Below are 19,027 nucleotides of genomic sequence, written 5' to 3'. Positions count from 1 at the left end.
TCAGACCGTCAGCACGATCTTTCCGACATGCTCGCCCGCCTGCATCCGGGCGTGCGCTGCTGCCGCCTCGGCGAGCGGAAAGCTCTGGTCCATGGCCGGCTTCCACGCGCCCTCGGCGAGGCGCGGCCATAGCGTCCGGCGGATCTCGTCGGCGAGCGCCGCCTTGAAGGCCGCGCTGCGCGCGCGCAGCGTCGATCCGGTCATGGTCAGGCGGCGGCGCATCAGCTGCGACATGTCGATTTCGGCGGTCGCGCCGCGCTGAAAGGCGATGGTGACGTGGCGCCCGTCATCGGCGAGGCAGGCAAGATTGCGCGGCACATAATCGCCGCCGACCATGTCGAGCACGACATCGACGCCCCTGCCGTCCGTGAACTGCTTCACCGCCTCGACATAATCCTCGGCCGAATAGTCGATCGCGAGATCGGCGCCGAGCGCGCGCGCGGCGTCGCACTTCGCCGGGCTGCCGCAAGTCACGATGATGCGGATGTCGAACAGCTTGGCAAGGCCGATCGCGGTGGTGCCGATGCCGCTGGTGCCGCCGTGGACGAGCGCGGTTTCGCCGTCCTTGACCCAGCCGCGCTCGAACAGATTGTGCCAGACGGTGAAGACGGTTTCGGGCAGCGCCGCCGCCTCGGCCATCGAAAATCCCTTGGGCACCGGCAGCACGCTGCCCGCCGGCGCGGCGCAATATTCGGCATAGCCGCCGCCCGCGACGAGCGCGCAGACCGCCTGCCCCAGCCATTCGGGATCGACCCCCGCGCCGACCGCGGCGACGGTCCCCGCGACCTCGAGCCCCGGCAGGTCGGACGCGCCCGGCGGCGGCGGGTAAAAGCCCATGCGCTGAAGGACGTCGGGGCGGTTGACCCCGGCGGCGGCGACCTGGATCAGCAGCTCGCCCGCGCCCGGCTGCGGGACTGGACGCCGTTCGGGCACCAGCACCTCGGGCCCGCCGGGCTCGCGAATGGCGACGGCGGTCATGCTTTCGGGCAGGCTGGTCACGCTAAATCCCCCACTTTCCTCGATTTACCCAACGCGCCGCCTTATTGACAGCCGCGGCGCGCGGGTCAACAGTCGCCACCGGAAGAGGAGCCCATAGATGGATGACGACGATCTTCCCCGCCGCCGCGACGATATACTCGCGGCGTTGACGAAACAATCGCTCGATCCGCTGTCGGTCGAGGAGCTGGGCGAACGCATTGCCGTGCTCGAGGGCGAGATCGCGCGGACGAAGGCGCACCGCGACGCCGCCGGGGGCGTCAAGGCGAGCGCCGAAGCGCTGTTCCGCAAGGCCTAAAGCTCGCGTCATGCCGCCGCCACCGCGTCGACGAAATGGCGCGCGCGGTCGTGGAGCGATCGCGCCGCGCCGCTGAGCCCCGAGGACAGGCGCCCGAGCGTTTCGGCGCCGCTGCCGACCGACGCCGCGCCCTTGCTGATGTCGAGCACGCGCATGTCGACCTCGCGCCCCGCCGCCACCGCCTGTTCGACATAGCTCGCGATCATCAGCGTCGTGGTGCGCTGGCCGTCGACCGCGCGGTCGACCGTGTCGGAGAATTTATTGTTGGCCTCGATCGCGCGTTCGATCTCGCGAAAGCCGCCCGCGACCTGTTCGACCGCCTGCCGGATCTGATCGACCTGCTGCGCGATGTCGCCCGCGGCGGCTCGCGTCTGCGCCGCCAGCGCCTTGACCTCCGACGCGACCACCGCGAAGCCCCGCCCCGCATCGCCGGCGTGCGCCGCCTCGATCCCCGCGTTGAGCGCGAGCATGTTCGTCCGCCGCGCCATGTCGATGATGAGGGCGAGCATCTGTTCGATCGACTGGCTCGCCGCCTGAAGCGCGGCGGCGCGCTCGCTCGCGCCGCGCACCCGCTCATAGGCCTCGCGCCGCACGGTTCGTGCGCGGGTGCCGTCGTCGACGATCCGTGCCATCGCGTCGGCGAGCGCATGACCGCGTTCGCCCAGCTCCTGCAGGCCCGCCACCGTCTGCGCCGTCGCGCCCGCGACCGACATCGCATCGGCACCGGTCTGGCCCGCGCGCGCGGTGAGCCGCTCAGCCACCGCTTCGACCTCGCGCGCCATGTCGGCGAGCGACGCGGTCAGCGCGGCGACATCGTCCTGAAACCCCTTGCCCGCCGCGTCGATCCGCGCCGCGCGCGCCGCGCGTTCGTGCGCGAGTTCCATTTCGCGCAGCATCGCGAGCTTGGCGAGCTGCGCGCTGTCGAGCGCCTCGACGAACCGGCCATCCTCGACGAGCAGCAGCGCTTCGTGATCGGACGCCTGCGAAACGATTTGCAGCAACCGCTGCGTCGGCTCGTCGATGCTGGCGGTCAGGCAGGGGTCGATCATCGCCTCGATCGAGCCGCCGATCGTCGGGTTCTGCATCAGCGAGAACCAATAGGGACAGAAAAGCAGTTCGCGCACCCTCTGTTCGCGAATGATGCCGACGGGGCGCCGCGCGTCGTCGAGAACTGCGAGAACCCGCAGCCCCGAATGGGCGCGAAAAATGTCGATGACGTCCGACATCGGCGCGTCGGCCCCGATCGCGACCGAATGGCCGGAGAAAGGAGCGAGGGCCGTGTCTGCGGGGTTCATACTGGCTCCATGCGATGGATCGTCGGTGGCACCCCGACTACTCCGGCAAGGTAAACGGCACTTTAACCAATTGTTTCAATGCTGTGACAGATGAACGATTTCTGCGATCTATCCGTCGCAAGCGCCTGTTCAGAAACCGCGCGCTATGCGATGGGCCGCAGGTGAGGAGAAACGGGATGCGTGCGACGACGATCATGATGCTGATGGCGCCGCTGGCGCTCGGCGGCTGCGTGAGCACGGTGAAGAGCGTCGTGACCGCGCCGGTGAAAGCGGCCGGACAGGTCGCCGACTGGTCGACGACGAGCCAGGACGAAGCCGACCGCAACCGCGGCCGCGCGATGCGCGAGCGCGAAGAGCGGCTCGGCGAGCTGTCGCGCAAGCGCGACAAGGCGGCGGCGAAATGCCGCGACGGCGACGAAGAGCAATGTCAGCGCGCCGAAGTGCTCGATCACGAGATCGAGGCGGTGATGGCGGAGCCGATCTGAGGTTTTCGCGTAGCGATCAGCGCACCCGGCGCCCCGTCCAAACGACGCGGCCGACGAGCTGCACCGATCCCATCGGCAGGTCGGGATAGCTCGGATATTGGGGATTGTCGCTGATCACCGAAATACGTCCGGCGCCCGGCGCGCGCGCGACGCGCTTGACCATCAGCGCGTCGTCCATCCGCAGCACATAGATGCCGTCGCGCAGCCGCCCTGCCGCGTCGCCGCCGTCGACGAGGATGTCGTCGCCGTCGTTCAAGGTCGGCGCCATCGAATCGCCCTCGACACGGATGATGCTGAGCGCGCGCGGGTCGGCGCCGAGGTCGCGCAGCCATTTGGGGTCGAACGCCACCGCGCCTTCGACCGCTTCGCCGTCGATGCTCGCCCCCGCGCCAGCCGACGCGCCGACCGCGAGCTTGGGAACGAGTATCATGTCGCGGCCGCGCGGCCGCGCCGGCGTCGCGACGCGCTGCTCCGGCCCGCCGAGCAGCGCTTCGGCGACCCCCAGATAGGCGGCGATACGCGCACGGTCCTGTTCGGCGAGGCGGCGCGGCGTCCCGCGCTTGATATATTGCTGAATATAGGCGGCATTGCGCCCGATCACCGCCGACAGCCGCGCATAGTCGATCCCCTTGTCCTGCAAGAGACGGTCGAGCGTGGCGCGCGGATCGTCGGCGAAGTCGGTCACGGGGCTGGTCCTTCCGCATTCTTCCTAGCAAGAGGATTTTTCCTAGACAAGTAGGAAATGACGGTTCAGATAGGAAATATCCTATCGGGCGACTCGCCCGCCACCTTCAACCGACGGGGAGACGAAAATGGAGCGCAGCCTGTTGCAGCGGGTCGAGGCCTTTCTGAAGGAATCGCAGATGCCGCCGACCGTCTTCGGCCGCGCGTCGGTGCGCGACCCGCGGCTGGTATCCGACCTGCGCGGCGGACGCGAACCGGGCCGCCGGATGATCGGACGTGTGGAACATTTCATGAACATGTGGCGCGAGACGCATCGCGGGGCCGCGCCGCGCCGCGAAGGAAGCGCGCGATGATCGCCTGGTCGCCCGCCGCGCCGATGCGGCCCGCCTGCCCGCACCGGCGTCTCCGCCGCCTGCTCGCGCGCGAACTGCCGCACGGGCTGGCGCTCGGCGCCTCGACGCTGCGGCCATGGGCGAGCGCGAGCTTCGTCGGGGCGCGGCACATCTTCCCCTGCGCCTTCGCGGCCGGCGAGGCCGAGCCGCTGCGCCGGTCGCTCGCGGCGCATCTGGAGGCGGTCGAATGGCGGCTCGCCGGCCATGTCGTCGCCGATATTGCGGTGGAGAGCGACGCGGCGGGCGCGATGCTGCGGATCGAGGTGCTGACGGTCGAGGATTGACCGGTCAGCCGGCCACCTGCCGGTTCATCCGCTGCAACGTGCCGAGCGCGGCTTCCAGTGCGAAATCGACCGCGCCGTCCGGTCTTTCCGTCGCCGCGACCGATTCGTCGGGCACGGGCGGCTGCGGCGGCTCCTCGACCCGCTGACGACGCGCCAGCCCCGCCTCGAGCCGCGCGACCATCGCGCCGAGCGAACGGTCGAGCGAATCGGCGCGCCGCGGCATGGCGAGCTCGGCGGGTTGCAGCCAGGGTTCGTCGCCTTCGGCTGGTTCAGCCGGCGCGAGGTCGGCGACCGGCGCCTCGGGAAGCTGCTCGGCTTCGCGCGCCGCAACGAACGGCGCGAGTCCGCCCGCGGGCAGATCGCGACCGGCGCGGAGCGGCGGGCGCGGCGGATCGTCGGGATGGAAATCGGCGCGGCGGCGCGGCAGCACATTGTCGAGACCGGCTTCGGCCTCGGCGCGCGCACCGCGGCGCAGCCGCGGGGAGACGGCATCGGGCCGCGCCAGCGCCAGCGCGACGAGGCCGGCGATCAGCGCCGCGACTGCCGCCATGCCAAGTGCGAGCGCGAGGCGGCCGCCATTGCCGACCGGCGGCTCGAACAGCGGCGAGAGGCGGTCGAGATAGAGGTTCCAGCTGATCCCGGCGACCCACGCGAGCGGCATCACCGCGGCGAAGAGGAAGGTCAGCGCCGCGGCGCCGATGACCGCCGGAACGGCCGGACGCAGCGCGCGCATCACCGCGATCGCCATCTGCTTCCTCCTGCTTCCAATTTCGTCGTCCATATCGCTTCTGATTTCGCGCGCCGCAAGGATGCTTCTATCGTGCCTCATGCGGCGAGCGGCGCCACGCCGCGCCCCAGCAGGCGTTGGTAAACCGGTTCGTAACGCAAAATGTTTGACGACCAGTTACGATGTGCCTCGACGAAGGCCCGCGCCGTTCGCCGCCGCTTGTCCCACATCGCCCGGTCGCCGAGCAAGCCGATCAGCGCGGCGGCGATCGCCGCGGGATCGTCGGGCGCGAACAGCGTCCCGGTCGTCCCGTCCTCGATCAACTCGCGGTGCCCGCCGACGTCCGAAGCCGCGACGAGCTTGCCCTGCGCCATCGCCTCGAGCGGTTTCAGCGGGGTCACGAGGTCGGTGAGCCGCATCTTCTTGCGCGGATAGGCGAGGATGTCGACGAGCGAATAATAAAGCTCGACCGCTTCGTGCGGCACGCGGCCGGCGAAGTGGATATGCCCCGCGACCGGCGAGGCCGCCGCCTGTTCGCGCAAGGCCGCCTCGCGCGGCCCGCCCCCGACGAGCAGCAATTGCGCATCGCCCTCGGCCGCGACGAGCGCGGGCATCGCCGCGATCAGATCGTCGATGCCCTCATAGTCATAGAAGCTGCCGATGAAGCCGATCACCGGCGCCCCCGCGGCGAGGCCGAGCCGCTCCGCCAGCGCCGCGTCGCGCGGCGGCGGGCTGCCGAACAGGCCCAGGTCGACGCCGTTGGGCGAAACGGTGATCTTCGCCGGATCGACCCCGCGCGCGACCAGGTCGCCGCGCAGCCCCTCGCAGATCACCGCGACCGCATCGGCCGCCTTGACCGCGTGCGTTTCGAGCCCGCGCGTCACGACATAGCGTGCGCTTCTTTCGCGCCCCGTCCCGTTGCCGACCGCCGCATCCTCCCAGAAGGCGCGGATTTCATACAGCACCGGAATGCCCCGCCGCTTGCCGACGCGCAGCGCCGCAAGCGCATCGAGAACCGGCGAATGCGCGTGGAGCAGGTCGGGCCGCCAGTCGTCGACGAGCGCCTCGATCCGCGCCGCGAGCGCGCCGATCTCGCGCCATTCGCGCAGCGGCGATGGCGCGGGCGCGGCGGGCGGCGTGCGATAGAAGGTCAGGCCGTCGACGGTCTCGACCTCGGGGCCGGGCAGCGGATGCCGCACCCCGGTGATCCCCGCGACCGTCCATCCTTTGGCGACCTGCGCCTTCATCAGCGCGCGGGTGCGGAAGGTATAGCCGCTGTGCGCGGGCAAGCTGTGGTCGAGGACGTGCAGGATGCGGGTCATGCCGGTGGTCTGTGACATAGAAGACTTAACGCGGCGTCAACCCCCTTGGGGTAGTGCCCCCAACGCTACTCTTGAGGTCGCAGCCAAAGCTAGGCATCGCTCCATCCATGGTCGACAATTTCTCGATTGCCCTCACTCACGCGCTGATGGCGATCGCACTGTGGCGCCTGCTTCACCGTGACGACCTCGACCATGAAGTGAGCGCGCGGCAATTGTGGCAGCAGCGCCGCGATGCCGAAGCCGCGAAGGAGCGCGGCGGCGATGCGTGACCTTGCCTTCGTCGCCTTCCTGTTCGCCTTCATCGGAGTCGGCTTCCGCAAGCCGTTCCTGTTCGTCCTCTGCTATTGCTATATCGACATCGTCGCGCCGCAGCGGCTCAGCTATTTCCTGATCAATTCGATCCCGATCTCGCTGATCGTCTTCATACTCGCGATCCTCGGCTGGCTCGTCGCCGACGACAAGCGCGATACCCGATGGTCGGGGCGCCAGACGCTGATGCTGCTGCTCCTCCTCTATTGCGGGATCACGACGCTGCAGGCCGATTTCCCCGTCGAGGCGCTGGTCAAATGGGACTGGGTGTGGAAGGCGCTCGTCTGGGCGATCTTTCTGCCGCTGACCTTGCGCACCAAGCTGAGGATCGAGGCGCTGGCGCTGATCATGCTGCTCTCGGCGGCGGCGATCGCGATCGCGGGGGGGATCAAGACCGCGGCGGGCGGCGGCGGCTATGGCTCGCTGCAACTGCTGCTCAACGAAAATTACGGGCTTTACGAGGGCAGCACCATGTCGACGGTCGCGATCTCGATCATCCCGCTGATCCTGTGGCTGCGCCGCCATGGCACGGTGTTTCCGCCCGACTGGCGCGTGTCGCTCTTTGCCTTCGCCCTGTGTTTCGCCTGTATGCTGATCCCGGTGGGAACGCAGGCGCGCACCGGGCTCATCTGCCTTGGCGTCTTTGCGATATTGTCGCTGCGCGCGGTGAAGCACCGCTTTCTTTATATGGCGGGCGCCGCGCTGCTCGTCGCGGCGGCAATTCCTTTTCTGCCGCAAAGCTATACGACGCGGATGGAGACGCTCGAGGATTATCGGGTCGACCAGTCGGCCTCGACGCGCGTCGCGGTGTGGGCGTGGACGTGGAATTATGCGAAAGAGCATCCGTTCGGCGGCGGGTTCGAGGCCTATCGACAGAACCGGCTGCGCGTCGAAACGATCGGCGGGGCGGATGCCGCCGACGCGGCCGACACCGCGGTCCACGACGAGCGCGCGCGCGCCTATCATTCGGCCTATTTCGAAATGCTCGGCGAACAGGGCTATCCGGGGCTCGCGCTGTGGCTGCTGCTCCACGTCGCGGGCATTTTGCAGATGGAGCGGCTGCGGCGCCGCTATTTGAAAACGCGGCGCGCCGAAGAGCAATGGATCGCGCCGCTCGCGACCGCGCTTCAGCACGGCCACATCATCTATCTGGTCGGCGCGCTGTTCGTCGGCATCGCCTTTCAGCCCTTCATCTATATGATGGTCGCGCTCGAAATCGGCCTGTCGACCTATTGCCGCCGCCGCGAGCGGCAGTCGGGCTGGCGGACGATGGCGCCGCGTTTCGCGGGAAGCGCCGCATGATCGCCGAGCGCAAAGTGCCGATGCTACCGACGCTCACCGGGCTGCGCGGGATCGCCGCACTGGCGGTGCTCTTCTATCACATTCGCTTCGCGATGGCGGGGTTCCTGCCCGAATCGGCGATCGCGCTGCTCGCGCACGGCTATCTGGCGGTCGACCTTTTCTTCGTCCTGTCGGGCTTCGTGCTGTGGTGGAACTATGGCGCCGGGTTCGCCGCCGAGGGCCACCGCGCCGCGCCGCGCTTCCTCGTGCGCCGGATCGCGCGCATCTTTCCGCTGCACCTCGCGATCCTGTCGGCGATGCTGGCGTTCGCCGCCGCGCTGCTGATGAGCGGTCGCGATCCCGGCGCGCAATATGACTTCGCACGGCTGCCCGCCCATTATCTGCTCGTCCAGAACTGGGGCTTCGCCGGCGAGCTCACATGGAATATCCCCGCCTGGTCGATCTCGACCGAATGGGCCGCCTATCTGCTGCTCGCCGCGACAGGCGGCCTGTTCGCGCGCTTGCCCGCCGGGCGGATCGTCTTTCCCGCCTTCGTTGTCCTGCTCGCGCTCGCGCTCGGCGGCTGGTTCGCCGCAACCGGTCGCGCGGACATCGGCGACGACATTGCGGCGACCGGCCTGGCGCGCTGCCTGGCCGAATTCGCGATGGGCGTCGCGCTCTGCCGCTGGTGGAGCGTGCAGCGCGGGCGCGCGGACGAGGCGCGGGTCATTTACGCCACCGCGATCGGCCTCGCGCTTCTCTCCGCGGCCTTGCTGGCGGCGGGCCTCCCGCAGCCCATGGCGGTCCCGCTCGCGATGGTCGCGGTCGTGATCTTCGCGCTGCAGGCCGCGCTCGCGGCGCGGCCCGCGCTCTCGGGGCGGGTCGCGCAATGGCTCGGCGACATCAGCTACGCCGTCTATCTGTCGCACTTCTTCCTGTGGATCCTGTTCAAGCTCTTTTTCGTCGACGATCTCGCGGCGGTCGGCCCGGAGGCGATCGCGGCCTTCGTGCTGCTGACGCTCGCGGTGTCGCACCTGCTGCACGCCGGCCTCGAAATCCCCGCGCGCCGGATTGTTCAGCGCGGCGGGGACGGCCTGCTCGCGACGATGGCGCTCAAATATCGCGCGCGACGCTCGCAGGGTTAGCGTCTGTCCTGATCGGGTGGATTGAAGCCCGTTCGTCCTGAGGAGGGGGCTGAGCTTGTCGAAGCCCCGTCTCGAAGGACCCCACGCGGCGCATTGTCTTTCGCGACGCCATTTCGACGGGGCTCAATGGCTCCTCAGGACGAACGGGAGCATTGAATCCGCTTCAACAGGACAGACTCCAGGGTCGGTGGAATCGCGCCTCAACGCAACGGTTCCATCCGAACGGGTCAGACTCTATACGCGTGAAACGCGCGGAACCATCACGGTGACCGTTCGCTATTGGGCCATGCCCGCCCGCCTGTCCCGCAACCGTTCAAGAGGAACGATGTGACTTTGCTTAGCCTGGCCGCCGCAACCCCCGCCACGCCAAAGACCGCGCCCGCCGCCGATCCGCTCGCGGAGCTGCGATATTGGTGGGACAGCAGCGTCGTCTGGGTGAACGGTCACTGGCTCCAGATAGCGATCGCCGTCGGCGCGGGACTGATTATCTATTTCCTGCTCTCGCTGGTCCGCGGTTTCGCGCTGAAGCGCGCGCAATCGGCTCCCGGCCATTTCACCATGACCGACATCGTCGGCCGCGTGATCCACAAGACCAAGTCGCTGGTGCTTGCAATCGTCGCGATCCGGCTCGTCGCCGGCTATGCCAGCCCGCCCGCGGTGGTGATGGAGACAATCCGCTTCGTCTTCACCGTCGCGGTCGTGCTGCAGGTCGCGATCTGGGCGCGCGAGATTGTGCTTGGGCTGATCCAGCGCCGCGCCGCCGAAGGGCATAATGAAACGCTCGCCAATGCGATGGGGATCATCCGCATCCTGATCAGCGTCGCGCTGTTCGCGGTCGCGGCGATCGTCATCCTCGACAATATGGGGGTCAATGTCACCGGCCTCGTCGCCGGGCTCGGCATCGGCGGCATCGCGATCGGCCTTGCCGCGCAGGGCATCTTCTCCGACCTCTTCGCCTCGCTGTCGATCATCTTCGACCGCCCGTTCCGCGTCGGCGAGACGATCAAATATGACAACAGCGTCGCGACCGTCGAGCGCATCGGGCTCAAGAGCACGCACCTCCGCTCGATCAACGGCGAGCTGCTCGTGATCTCGAACACCAATTTGCTGTCGAAGGAGATCACCAACTACGCCAACCTTCACCGGCGGCGCATCCAATATGCGATCGGGGTCGTCTATCAGACGACGCCCGAAATGCTGCGCGCGCTGCCGGCGTTGCTCCAGGCGCAGGTCGAGGCCGAGGGGCATGAATTCATCCGCTCGAGCTTCGTCGGCTTCGGCGCGTCGAGCCTCGATTTCGAGCTGGTCGCCGACGTCCACAATGACGATTATAATCAGGTGATCGCTGCGCGCACCGCGATCGGCATTCGCGTCTTCGATGAAATGACCAGGGCGGGCTACGACTTCGCCTACCCGACGCAGACGACCTTCACCGCGGCGCCTGACGGGACGATGATTCTCCCCTATGCCGAGAGCGTGACGATGAAGACGCCGAAGCCCGCCCAGAGCTGACGCTACGGCGACGCGGCGTCGGGGCTTGGCCCTTGTGCGATGCGGCAAGAGAGGCCTAGAACGCGCCCCGAACCAAGATTGAGGGGATGATTTATGGCCACCATCACGCCGCAGGAATTGCAGTCGAAAGTCGGGCAGCATCTCGGCACCTCCGATTGGGTGCTCGTCGATCAGGCGATGATCGACAAATTCGCCGATGCGACGGGTGACCATCAATTCATCCATGTCGACCCCGAAAAGGCCAAGCTGACCCCCTTCGGCGGCACGATCGCGCACGGCTTTCTGACGCTGTCGCTGATCCCGATGCTCGGCCAGAAGACCGACGGGCCGAAGATCGAAGGCGTCAAGATGGGCGTCAACTATGGCGGCAACAAGGTCCGCTTCCTTGCCCCCGTCCGCTCGGGCAAGCGCGTCCGCAGCCATGTGAAACTGCTCGAACTCGAAGAAAAACGTCCCGGCCAGTGGCAGCAGACCAACGAAGTGACGATCGAGATCGAAGGCGAGGAAAAGCCTGCGCTGATCGCCGAATGGATCAGCCAGTTTTTCGTGTGAGCATATCCATCCGGCTGACCTCCCCCGTAAAGACAACCGGAACCAGAAAGAAGGACCTCTATCATGCGTGACGCCGTCATCGTTTCCACCGCCCGCACCCCGCTGACCAAGGCGGCGCGCGGCTCGTTCAACAACACCCCCTCGCCGACGCTCGGCGCCTTTTCGGTCAAGGCCGCGGTCGAGCGCGCCGGCCTGGAGGGCGGCGAGATCGACGACGTCGTCTTCGGCGCCGCGATGCAGCAGGGGTCGCAGTCGCCGAACGTCGCGCGCCTGATCGCGCTGCGCGCCGGCCTGCCCGTCACCGTCCCCGGCATGTCGATCGACCGCCAATGCTCGTCGGGCCTGATGACGATCGCGACGGCCGCAAAGCAGATCATCGTCGACCGTCAGGACATCTGCGTCGCCGGCGGCGTCGAGTCGATCTCGAAGGTCAGCGGCAGCGGCAAGGTCTTCATCGAGCCCGACGCCGAACTGCTCGCGATGCACAAGGACACCTATATGCCGATGATCGGCACCGCCGAGGTCGTCGCGAAGCGCTACAACATCGGTCGCGAAGCGCAGGACGAATATTCGCTCCAGTCGCAGCAGCGCACCGCCGCCGCGCAAGCCGCGGGCAAGTTCGCCGACGAGATCATCCCCTGCAAGGCGACGATGGCGATCGTCGACAAGGAGACGAAGGAAGTTTCCTACAAGGACGTCACCGCCGACCGTGACGAATGCAACCGTCCGGACACCACGCTCGAAGGGCTCGCGAGCCTGAAGCCGGTGATGGGCGAAGGTCATACGATCACCGCGGGCAATGCGAGCCAGCTGTCGGACGGCTCGTCGGCGTGTGTGGTGATGGAAGCCAAGGTCGCCGAGAAGCGCGGGCTCCAGCCGCTTGGCCGCTATGTCGGCATGGCGGTCGCGGGCACCGAGCCCGACGAAATGGGCATCGGCCCCGTTTTCGCGATCCCGAAGCTGCTCGAACGCTTCGAGCTCAAGATGGACGACATCGGCCTGTGGGAGCTCAACGAAGCCTTTGCGGTGCAGGTGCTTTACTGCCGCGACAAGCTCGGCATTCCGAACGAGCTTTTGAACGTCAATGGCGGCTCGATCTCGATCGGCCACCCGTTCGGCATGACCGGCGCGCGCTGCGTCGGCCATGCGCTGATCGAAGGCAAGCGCCGCGGCGTCAAATATGCCGTCGTCACCATGTGCATCGGCGGCGGTCAGGGCGCCGCGGGCCTGTTCGAAGTCTTCTGACAATGCGAGCCGGGCCGGCGCGTGCCGGCCCGGACGCCAATCATAATGAGGGAGAGCGATATGAGCGCCATCGGCATCATCGCGACGCTGCGCGTGCAGGCGGGCAAGGAAGAGGAATTCGAAGGCGTTTTCGCCGAGCTCGCCCCGGCGGTGCGCGCGGGCGAACCCGGCAACAGCTATTACCGCCTGTTCAGGACGGGCGAAGCGGGCGTATACAAGGTGCTCGAATGCTATGACGACGAGGCGGCGACCGAAGCGCACCGCGCCTCGGACCATTTCCGTACCCTCGGCGCCAAGCTCGGCCCCTGCCTCGCCGGCGCGCCCGAAATCGAGCGGCTGGCCGCGGTCTGACCTGCGGCGGCCCTTCGACGAAGGGGGCCACTGCGGTCGGGCGATAGCAGCCGCGGGGGTTGAGGGAACAGAGCAACGCGCCGTGCTGCGGGTGCCGGTGAGATTTGTTTCGCGCGAAGACGCGAAGACGCGAAGGGGCCGGTTCGCGGCCGCAAGGCCGCCTTTTCCTTCAGCGTCGCGTCCACCGCAACGCGAAATAGGGAAAGCCGCTTCGCGGCAAGCGCGACATCTTCGCGTCTTTGCGTCTTCGCGCGAAACGAAAAATCCCGATCCGCCGGTTTCAACCAACGCCTTCTGCGCGCACCTTCTTGCGCCGCAAGAGCCCGCTCACACCCCAAAACCGACCTTCGCCCGAAAGCCCCTCCCATAAACGAAAGGGCCGCCCGTCGCTTTCGCAACGGACGGCCCCGAAAATCGCGATCGGGCGGGATCAGGCCTGGCGCGTGCCCGTCATCGCCATCGAGCCGAACGGGCCGGCCTTGATCGTTCCGGTCAGCGCGTCGCCGTCGATCGTCGCTTCGCATTCGAGCGTCATCGGCATCGGCACCTTCATGTTCATCGTCCAGCTCAGCTTGTTGCCGTCGACCTTGCCGTTCTCGACGTCGAGCGAACCCATCGCGCCGGCATTCTGGCCGGTGAAGCTGTCGCCGTCGCTCTTGACGGTGAAAACCGACTTCTGGTCGCCCATCGGCGACTTGGTCACGCAATCATAGCTGCCATCGACTTGAGACATAGGGGCTCTCCTTACTGAAACTGATGTTAGTTACGGGGTCGCTGTTTCCACGGTCAGCCCCAATCCGTCAAGCTGCGGTTTGACCGTCGCGGCATCGCCGACGACGACATAGACGAGGTCGTCGACGCTGAGCGCCTGCCGGGCGGCGCCGTCGATCGCCGGGGCGGTCATCGCTTCATAGATGGCGGGCAGCTTTTCGTAATAATCGTCCGCACGGCCGAATTTGACGATCGAGCGCATCCCGCCGAGCACGTCGCCCGAGGTTTCGAAGCTGCCCGGAAGCGCGCGCACGCTGCCGTTGATCGTGCGCTCGAGTTCCTCGGCGGTGGTGCCCTTGTCGCCGAGATAGGCGGCGAGATCCTCGCGCAGCGCCTTGATCGAATCGCCGGTGCGGTCGGCCTGCACCGGCGCGGTTGCGACCCAGGTCACGCGGCCTTCGTCGTCCGAAATGCCCGAGCGCACGCCATAGGACCAGCCCTTGGTCTCGCGCAGGTCCATGTTGAAGCGCGACAGGAAATTGCCGCCGAAGATATCGTTCGCCGCGCGCAGCACTTCGAGGTCGTCGCCGCCCTTCGCATCCAGCACCTTGCCCGCCATGATCACCGACTGCGGCGATTTGGGCCGGTCGACGAGCAGGATGCGCGGCTGCGGCTTCGGAATCGCGACGTCGAAATTCTTTTCGGGCTTCGGCGTCGCAGGCGACTTCCACGCGCCGAGCGTCGCGTCGAGCTGTTTCTTCACCTCGGCGAGCGTCGTATCGCCGACGACGAAGATGCGCGCCATGTCGGGGCGGATCCATGTGTCGTGGAAGGCGACGAGATCGGCCCGTGTCGCGCCCTGCACCGCATCGGCCGAGCCAAGCCCCGAGGGCGGGATGCCATAGGGATGATCGGCGCCGTAAAGCACCGGCGCGAGCACGCGCGACGCGACCGCGCGCGGATTGTTGAGTTCGGCCTTGAGCCGCGTCAGCTGCTGCGCGCGCACCCGTTCGAGTTCCTGCGCGTCGAAGGCGGGGTTGCGGATATAGTCGGCGAGCAGCGCGAGCGAGGGGCGCAGATTGGGGGTCAGCGCGAACAGGCTGAATATCGTTTCGTCGGCGCTCGCCGACCCGTCGATCTGTGCGCCGAGCCGCTCCTTCGCCTCGGCAAAGGCGATCGAAGGGAGGCTCGTCGTGCCCTCGTCCATCAGGCTGAGCATCAGCGACTGGGTGCCGAGCGCGTCGTGCGGATCGGCGGCATAGCCCGCGTCGAAACTCACCGCGACCTGCACCGTCGGCACCGCGTCGCGGCGCGCGAAATAGACCGGGATGCCGTTCTTGAGCGTCGTGCGCTCGATCGCGGGAAAATCGAGCGCCTTGAGCTGGGCGACCGGCGGCAGCTGCGAGCGGTCGGCGATCGAGGTTGCCGCGCCGACGCCGGTGTCGGGGCCGACGTCACCGAGGTCGGGGTTCCAGTAGCGATCGGGGGCGACCGCTTCTGCCACCTTGCCGGCGCGCACCGCGCCGCCGCGATTCTCGCCGCCCTCGGTGCGCTCGCCGGGGGTGTAGGTCAGCGAGAAGGCCGGGCGCGACAGCCATTTGTTCGCGACCGCCTTCACTTCCTCGGGGGTCGCCTTCGCCATCCGCGCGAGCTCGGTCTTGTAATAGGCCGGATCGTTCGAATAGAGCGCGCCCTCGGCGAGCGTCACTGCCTTGCCGCCGAAGCCGCCGACCGATTCGAGGCTGGCGATGGTGCCGCCCAAAGTGCTCGCTGCGGCGCGCTGCAATTCGTCGGCGGTCGGGCCGGTCGCGAGGAAATTCGCAATCTCTTCGTCGAGCTTCCTGCCGACGACTTGCGGAGACACGCCCTCCTTGACGTCGGCCTGGACGATCAGGATGCCCGCATCCTCGAAGGGCTGGGCGAAGGCGGCGACGCTGACCGCGACCGGGTCCTTGCGCACCATCGCATTGTCGAGGCGCGAACTCGACAGCCCGCCGAGCACGCTCATCGCCATCTGGAGCGGCACCGCTTCGGGATCATTGAGCCCCGGGATCGCCCACATGCGATAGATGCGCGTCGTCGGGATCATGTCGAAGACCTGCTTCGCGAGCGGCGCGGGCAGCGTCGGGACCGTGACCTTCGGCATCTGGACGTCGGGACCGCGCGGGATGTCGCCGAACCATTCGGCGACCTTCGCCTTTGCGGTCGCCGGGTCGATGTCGCCCGCCAGCACCAGCACGGCGTTGTTCGGGCCATAATGGTCGGTGAACCATTTCTTCACGTCGGCGAGCGTCGCCGAATTGAGGTCGTCCATCGAGCCGATGGTGCTGTGGTGATAGGGGTGGCCCGAGGGGAAGAGATTCTCGAAAATCTCGTAGCGCAGGAGGCCATAGGGATTATTGTCGCCCTGGCGCTTCTCGTTCTGGACGACGCCGCGCTGGTTATCGAGCTTTTCCTGCGTCACCGCGCCGAGCAGATGCCCCATGCGGTCGCTTTCGAGGAACAGCGCGCGGTCGAGCGCGCCGGTCGGCACCGTCTCGAAATAATTGGTGCGGTCCATGTTGGTCGTGCCGTTGCTGTCGGTCGCGCCGACCTGTTCGAGCGGCTCGAAGAAATCGCCGGGTGCGTTTTCCGACCCGTTGAACATCAGATGCTCGAACAGATGCGCAAAGCCCGTCTTGCCCGCGGGCTCGTTCTTCGACCCGACGCGATACCACACCGACACCGCGACTACCGGCGCCTTGCGATCCTCATGCACGATCACGCGCAGCCCGTTGTCGAGCGTGAAGCTCTGATACGGAATGTCGACCGCCTTCACGAGTTCGGCGATCGGCGCCGCCTGCTCGGCCTTCGGCTTGGCGAGCGCGGGGCCAGCGGCGACGAGCGCGGTCGAGGCGGCGAGAGCGAGAGCGGTACGGCGGAAGGGGGGCATGGATGCTCCTTTGGAAATCGCAGGCAATAAGGGAATTGGTCGGCAGAACAGAGGTGTGTCACTGGTTTAGGACGGCATTTCCGCGCTTTCAAGGCCGGGAAGGCGCTCGCAGTTGCACGGTGCGCCCTCCCCTTTCCTCCCTCGTCACCCCGGACTTGATCCGGGGTCCACGGCTGCGCCGCCGCGCTGGATGCCGGATCAAGTCCGGCATGACGATAGATGGAAATATCCTCAAGGCCGGTAGAAGCGCGCCCCGCTCGCCCTCAGCGCCGCGGGGTCGAACAGCACCGGCTTGAGCTGATGGCGCACGAACAGCGGCGCCTGGTCGTTATAGTGCGGGCTGTCGGGGCGCGTCGTCGCGGCGCCGAAGGGCTGGATCGACTGCGAATGCACCCGCCCCGCTTTGTCCCATGTCACGAATAGGATGAAGCTGTCGCCGTGGCGCACCTTCAGCCGCCCGTCGGGCTCGGCGTCCCACAGGGTCGAGGCGCGGACCGTGTCGTTGCCGCCATCGAGCGGCAGGTCGACGCGATGCGCGCCCTCGCCGTGGCGCAGGCGCAGCACGGTGCCGAGCTTCGGGTCGAGGCTGCCGAAATATTGCCGGAGATGCGCGGCAACCTCGCTCAGCACTTCGCGCGGGTCGGGGTCGGCGCGGCGCTGGTAATGCGCACTGCCCGCGGGGCGCAGCACCATCAGCGCGAGCGCGTCGCCATGCCCCTTGCCGTCGAGATTCCAGTCCCATTCGCGAAGCAGCTTTTGCGCTTCGGCGAGCGCCGGGTCGCCTTTGGTGTCGAGCGCGAGCAGCTTGTCGATCCATGCCTTGGCATAGCCGGCCTTCGCATAGGCGGTGTCATATTTGATTTGCTTGAGCCGCGCTTCGTCGATCTTGCCCGATGCCTCGAACAATTGGATCAGCCGCGCCGCGCGGTTGGTCATGTCGTCCTCGATCCCGAGCAAGGGCGAAAAGGCCGCCGGATCGAGCTCGTCGCCCGGCCCCGCCGCGACCCACGGCGTATTGTTCGCGTTGATAACATAGCCCGACGCCGGGTTGACGAGCGCGGGAACGCGGTCGAACGGTAGGGTCTTGGTCCACAGATCGGCCGAGGTGTCGCCGGGCAGGATGGTGCGCCAGTCGAAGCCGCGCGGCCGGTCGGGGAACATCGCATTATAGAAAAGGCCGATATTGCCCTTGGCATCGGCATAGATGAAATTGGTCGCCGGCACGCCCTGCGCCGCCATCGCGGCGCGCCATTCGGCGAAGCTCTTTGCCTTGTTCAGCCGGTAATATTGGGTGACCATATTCGCCTGGTCCTGCCCTGCGTAGCGGATCGCAAAGGCACCCTGGTCGTTCTCGATCACCGGCCCATGCACCGAACGCCAGACGGTGCGCGGCACCGGCAGCACGAAGAGGCCGAATTTGACCTTGAGCCAGATCCGCTCTTGCTCGAGCGGCAGCCATTTCCCGTCGAAGCGATAGTTTTTTCCGCTTTCGTCGAGCGTCAGCTTATAGACGTCGATCAGGTCGGGCCGGTTCACCGTGTTGGTCCAGCCGAGATATTCATTGTGGCCAAGGAAGGGATAGGGCGAGCCGGGGAAATTGGCGCCGGCGAAATCCCATCCCTGCTGACTGTGGACGACGAGTTCGTACCATGCGACCCCGCCGGTCCATGGCTGGTGCGAGTTCGAGACGAGCCGCGTCGTGCCGTCGGCCATGCGCGACGGGGCGACCGCGATGCCGTTCGAGCCATTCTCGCCCGGATCGCGCCCGAGCGGCGTGTCGGCGCGCGGCACGATCTTGCCCGTGACGTCGATCGCCGGACCGCCCTCGCGGCCCAGCGGTTCGCCCGCAGCCAGCTTGCCGAGCACCGAATCGAGCCCGAAGAAAAAGGGCGAGCGCAGCACGAAACCCGCGACGACATCCTCGCCGGTCACCGGGAACAGCCCGCGCATCCGCACCTCGCCCGGATGCTTTTCGGCATAATGGTTGAGCCCCGCGGCATAGGCGGTGAACAGCGCTCGCACGTCGGCGGGCAAGCGCGGCCAGTCGCGCGCAGTCGTGTCGCGCACGCCAAGCAGCGCCGCGACATAGTCGATCTTCGCGCCATCCGGCCCAAGCATCGCCCCCGCGCGACCGCGCGTCATCGCGAGCACTTCCTGCAAGGTCGAAAAATCATCCTCGGCGTGCGCGAAGGCGACGCCATAGGCGACATCGGCGTCGGTCTTGCCGAAGATATGCGGCACCCCGAACTTGTCGCGCGCAATCCGGACGTCGCCCACCTTGTAGGCGGGGGCGGCTGGCGCTTCGGCGGTGAGCGGCTCCCAGATCGCAAGCCCGATCGCCACCGCGGCGAGCAGCAAAAGCAATCCGAGGAAAAATTTACGCATCCGCTTGCCCACCCGCTGCATTATGATCGTGCGACGCGCCCTCATGGCGGAAAATCCTGGGCGCGGGAAGCCATGCTCTTGTGTTGCATAAAGGCAACACTATCTCTGGCAGCGAGAAAGG

General features: G+C 67.2%; 19 protein-coding genes. 11 read left to right on the top strand and 8 right to left on the bottom strand.

Annotation, left to right across the window (positions count from 1 at the left end; genetic code table 11):
- Nucleotides 1-999, bottom strand: a complete 999-nt coding sequence (locus tag KNJ79_RS03180; RefSeq protein WP_317152772.1) for an NAD(P)H-quinone oxidoreductase — start codon at nucleotides 997-999, stop codon at nucleotides 1-3.
- A 97-nt stretch (nucleotides 1,000-1,096) separates the two neighbouring features.
- Between KNJ79_RS03180 and KNJ79_RS03175 the strand changes: the two genes are divergently transcribed.
- Nucleotides 1,097-1,294 (top strand): DUF1192 domain-containing protein, encoded by a 198-nt coding sequence (locus KNJ79_RS03175; protein WP_089216960.1) that lies wholly within the window; start codon nucleotides 1,097-1,099, stop codon nucleotides 1,292-1,294.
- A gap of 8 nt (nucleotides 1,295-1,302) precedes the next feature.
- Here the strand turns inward: KNJ79_RS03175 and KNJ79_RS03170 are convergent, their stop codons facing one another.
- Nucleotides 1,303-2,589 (bottom strand): methyl-accepting chemotaxis protein, encoded by a 1,287-nt coding sequence (locus KNJ79_RS03170; RefSeq protein WP_317152771.1) that lies wholly within the window; start codon nucleotides 2,587-2,589, stop codon nucleotides 1,303-1,305.
- Between the two features lie 176 nt (nucleotides 2,590-2,765).
- Between KNJ79_RS03170 and KNJ79_RS03165 the strand changes: the two genes are divergently transcribed.
- Nucleotides 2,766-3,074 (top strand): hypothetical protein, encoded by a 309-nt coding sequence (locus tag KNJ79_RS03165; RefSeq protein WP_089216961.1) that lies wholly within the window; start codon nucleotides 2,766-2,768, stop codon nucleotides 3,072-3,074.
- 16 nt (nucleotides 3,075-3,090) lie between these two features.
- Here KNJ79_RS03165 and KNJ79_RS03160 read toward each other — a convergent pair whose 3' ends face one another.
- Complete coding sequence (locus tag KNJ79_RS03160; RefSeq protein WP_089216962.1) at nucleotides 3,091-3,759, bottom strand: S24 family peptidase; 669 nt, start codon at nucleotides 3,757-3,759, stop codon at nucleotides 3,091-3,093.
- A gap of 127 nt (nucleotides 3,760-3,886) precedes the next feature.
- Between KNJ79_RS03160 and KNJ79_RS03155 the strand changes: the two genes are divergently transcribed.
- The gene (locus tag KNJ79_RS03155) at nucleotides 3,887-4,111 is read left to right on the top strand and encodes a hypothetical protein (RefSeq protein WP_317152770.1); all 225 of its coding nucleotides are present in this window, start codon (nucleotides 3,887-3,889) and stop codon (nucleotides 4,109-4,111) included.
- Nucleotides 4,108-4,434: a hypothetical protein gene (locus KNJ79_RS03150; protein ID WP_317152769.1), complete on the top strand. Its 327-nt coding sequence runs from the start codon at nucleotides 4,108-4,110 to the stop codon at nucleotides 4,432-4,434. The genes KNJ79_RS03155 and KNJ79_RS03150 overlap by 4 nt, the downstream gene beginning before the upstream one ends.
- Before the next feature lie 4 nt (nucleotides 4,435-4,438).
- Here the strand turns inward: KNJ79_RS03150 and KNJ79_RS03145 are convergent, their stop codons facing one another.
- Nucleotides 4,439-5,182: a hypothetical protein gene (locus tag KNJ79_RS03145; RefSeq protein WP_317152768.1), complete on the bottom strand. Its 744-nt coding sequence runs from the start codon at nucleotides 5,180-5,182 to the stop codon at nucleotides 4,439-4,441.
- 77 nt (nucleotides 5,183-5,259) lie between these two features.
- Nucleotides 5,260-6,483 (bottom strand): TIGR04063 family PEP-CTERM/XrtA system glycosyltransferase, encoded by a 1,224-nt coding sequence (locus KNJ79_RS03140; RefSeq protein WP_317153851.1) that lies wholly within the window; start codon nucleotides 6,481-6,483, stop codon nucleotides 5,260-5,262.
- Nucleotides 6,484-6,590: 107 nt separating this feature from the next.
- Here KNJ79_RS03140 and KNJ79_RS03135 point away from each other — a divergent pair, with 107 nt between their 5' ends.
- From KNJ79_RS03135 to KNJ79_RS03105, 7 genes are all read left to right on the top strand, one after another.
- Nucleotides 6,591-6,752 (top strand): hypothetical protein, encoded by a 162-nt coding sequence (locus KNJ79_RS03135; RefSeq protein WP_170935604.1) that lies wholly within the window; start codon nucleotides 6,591-6,593, stop codon nucleotides 6,750-6,752.
- A complete protein-coding gene (locus KNJ79_RS03130; protein ID WP_317152767.1) occupies nucleotides 6,745-8,094 on the top strand; it encodes a putative O-glycosylation ligase, exosortase A system-associated in 1,350 nt (449 codons plus the stop codon). Before KNJ79_RS03135 ends, KNJ79_RS03130 begins: the two co-directional genes overlap by 8 nt.
- On the top strand, nucleotides 8,091-9,218 hold the full coding sequence (locus KNJ79_RS03125) for an acyltransferase family protein (protein WP_317152766.1): 1,128 nt from the start codon (nucleotides 8,091-8,093) through the stop codon (nucleotides 9,216-9,218). Before KNJ79_RS03130 ends, KNJ79_RS03125 begins: the two co-directional genes overlap by 4 nt.
- A 327-nt stretch (nucleotides 9,219-9,545) precedes the next feature.
- Entirely contained in the window at nucleotides 9,546-10,730 is a 1,185-nt protein-coding gene (locus tag KNJ79_RS03120; protein ID WP_317152765.1) for a mechanosensitive ion channel family protein, read from the top strand.
- A gap of 93 nt (nucleotides 10,731-10,823) precedes the next feature.
- Entirely contained in the window at nucleotides 10,824-11,282 is a 459-nt protein-coding gene (locus tag KNJ79_RS03115) for a MaoC family dehydratase (RefSeq protein ID WP_089216968.1), read from the top strand.
- A 63-nt stretch (nucleotides 11,283-11,345) separates the two neighbouring features.
- Complete coding sequence (locus KNJ79_RS03110; RefSeq protein WP_089216969.1) at nucleotides 11,346-12,527, top strand: acetyl-CoA C-acyltransferase; 1,182 nt, start codon at nucleotides 11,346-11,348, stop codon at nucleotides 12,525-12,527.
- A gap of 60 nt (nucleotides 12,528-12,587) precedes the next feature.
- The gene (locus KNJ79_RS03105; protein ID WP_317152764.1) at nucleotides 12,588-12,878 is read left to right on the top strand and encodes a putative quinol monooxygenase; all 291 of its coding nucleotides are present in this window, start codon (nucleotides 12,588-12,590) and stop codon (nucleotides 12,876-12,878) included.
- Nucleotides 12,879-13,308: 430 nt separating this feature from the next.
- Here KNJ79_RS03105 and KNJ79_RS03100 read toward each other — a convergent pair whose 3' ends face one another.
- The 3 genes from KNJ79_RS03100 to KNJ79_RS03090 all read right to left on the bottom strand — a co-directional run bounded on the left by KNJ79_RS03100 (nucleotide 13,309) and on the right by KNJ79_RS03090 (nucleotide 18,951).
- Complete coding sequence (locus tag KNJ79_RS03100; RefSeq protein ID WP_317152763.1) at nucleotides 13,309-13,611, bottom strand: hypothetical protein; 303 nt, start codon at nucleotides 13,609-13,611, stop codon at nucleotides 13,309-13,311.
- Between the two features lie 30 nt (nucleotides 13,612-13,641).
- A complete protein-coding gene (locus tag KNJ79_RS03095; RefSeq protein WP_317152762.1) occupies nucleotides 13,642-16,521 on the bottom strand; it encodes a M16 family metallopeptidase in 2,880 nt (959 codons plus the stop codon).
- Between the two features lie 231 nt (nucleotides 16,522-16,752).
- The gene (locus KNJ79_RS03090) at nucleotides 16,753-18,951 is read right to left on the bottom strand and encodes an acylase (protein ID WP_317152761.1); all 2,199 of its coding nucleotides are present in this window, start codon (nucleotides 18,949-18,951) and stop codon (nucleotides 16,753-16,755) included.
- Nucleotides 18,952-19,027: the final 76 nt, after the last annotated feature.

Source organism: Sphingopyxis indica, from assembly GCF_032879645.1.
Taxonomy (GTDB): Bacteria; Pseudomonadota; Alphaproteobacteria; order Sphingomonadales; family Sphingomonadaceae; genus Sphingopyxis; species Sphingopyxis indica.
This window is presented reverse-complemented; position numbering and strand designations above follow the sequence as displayed.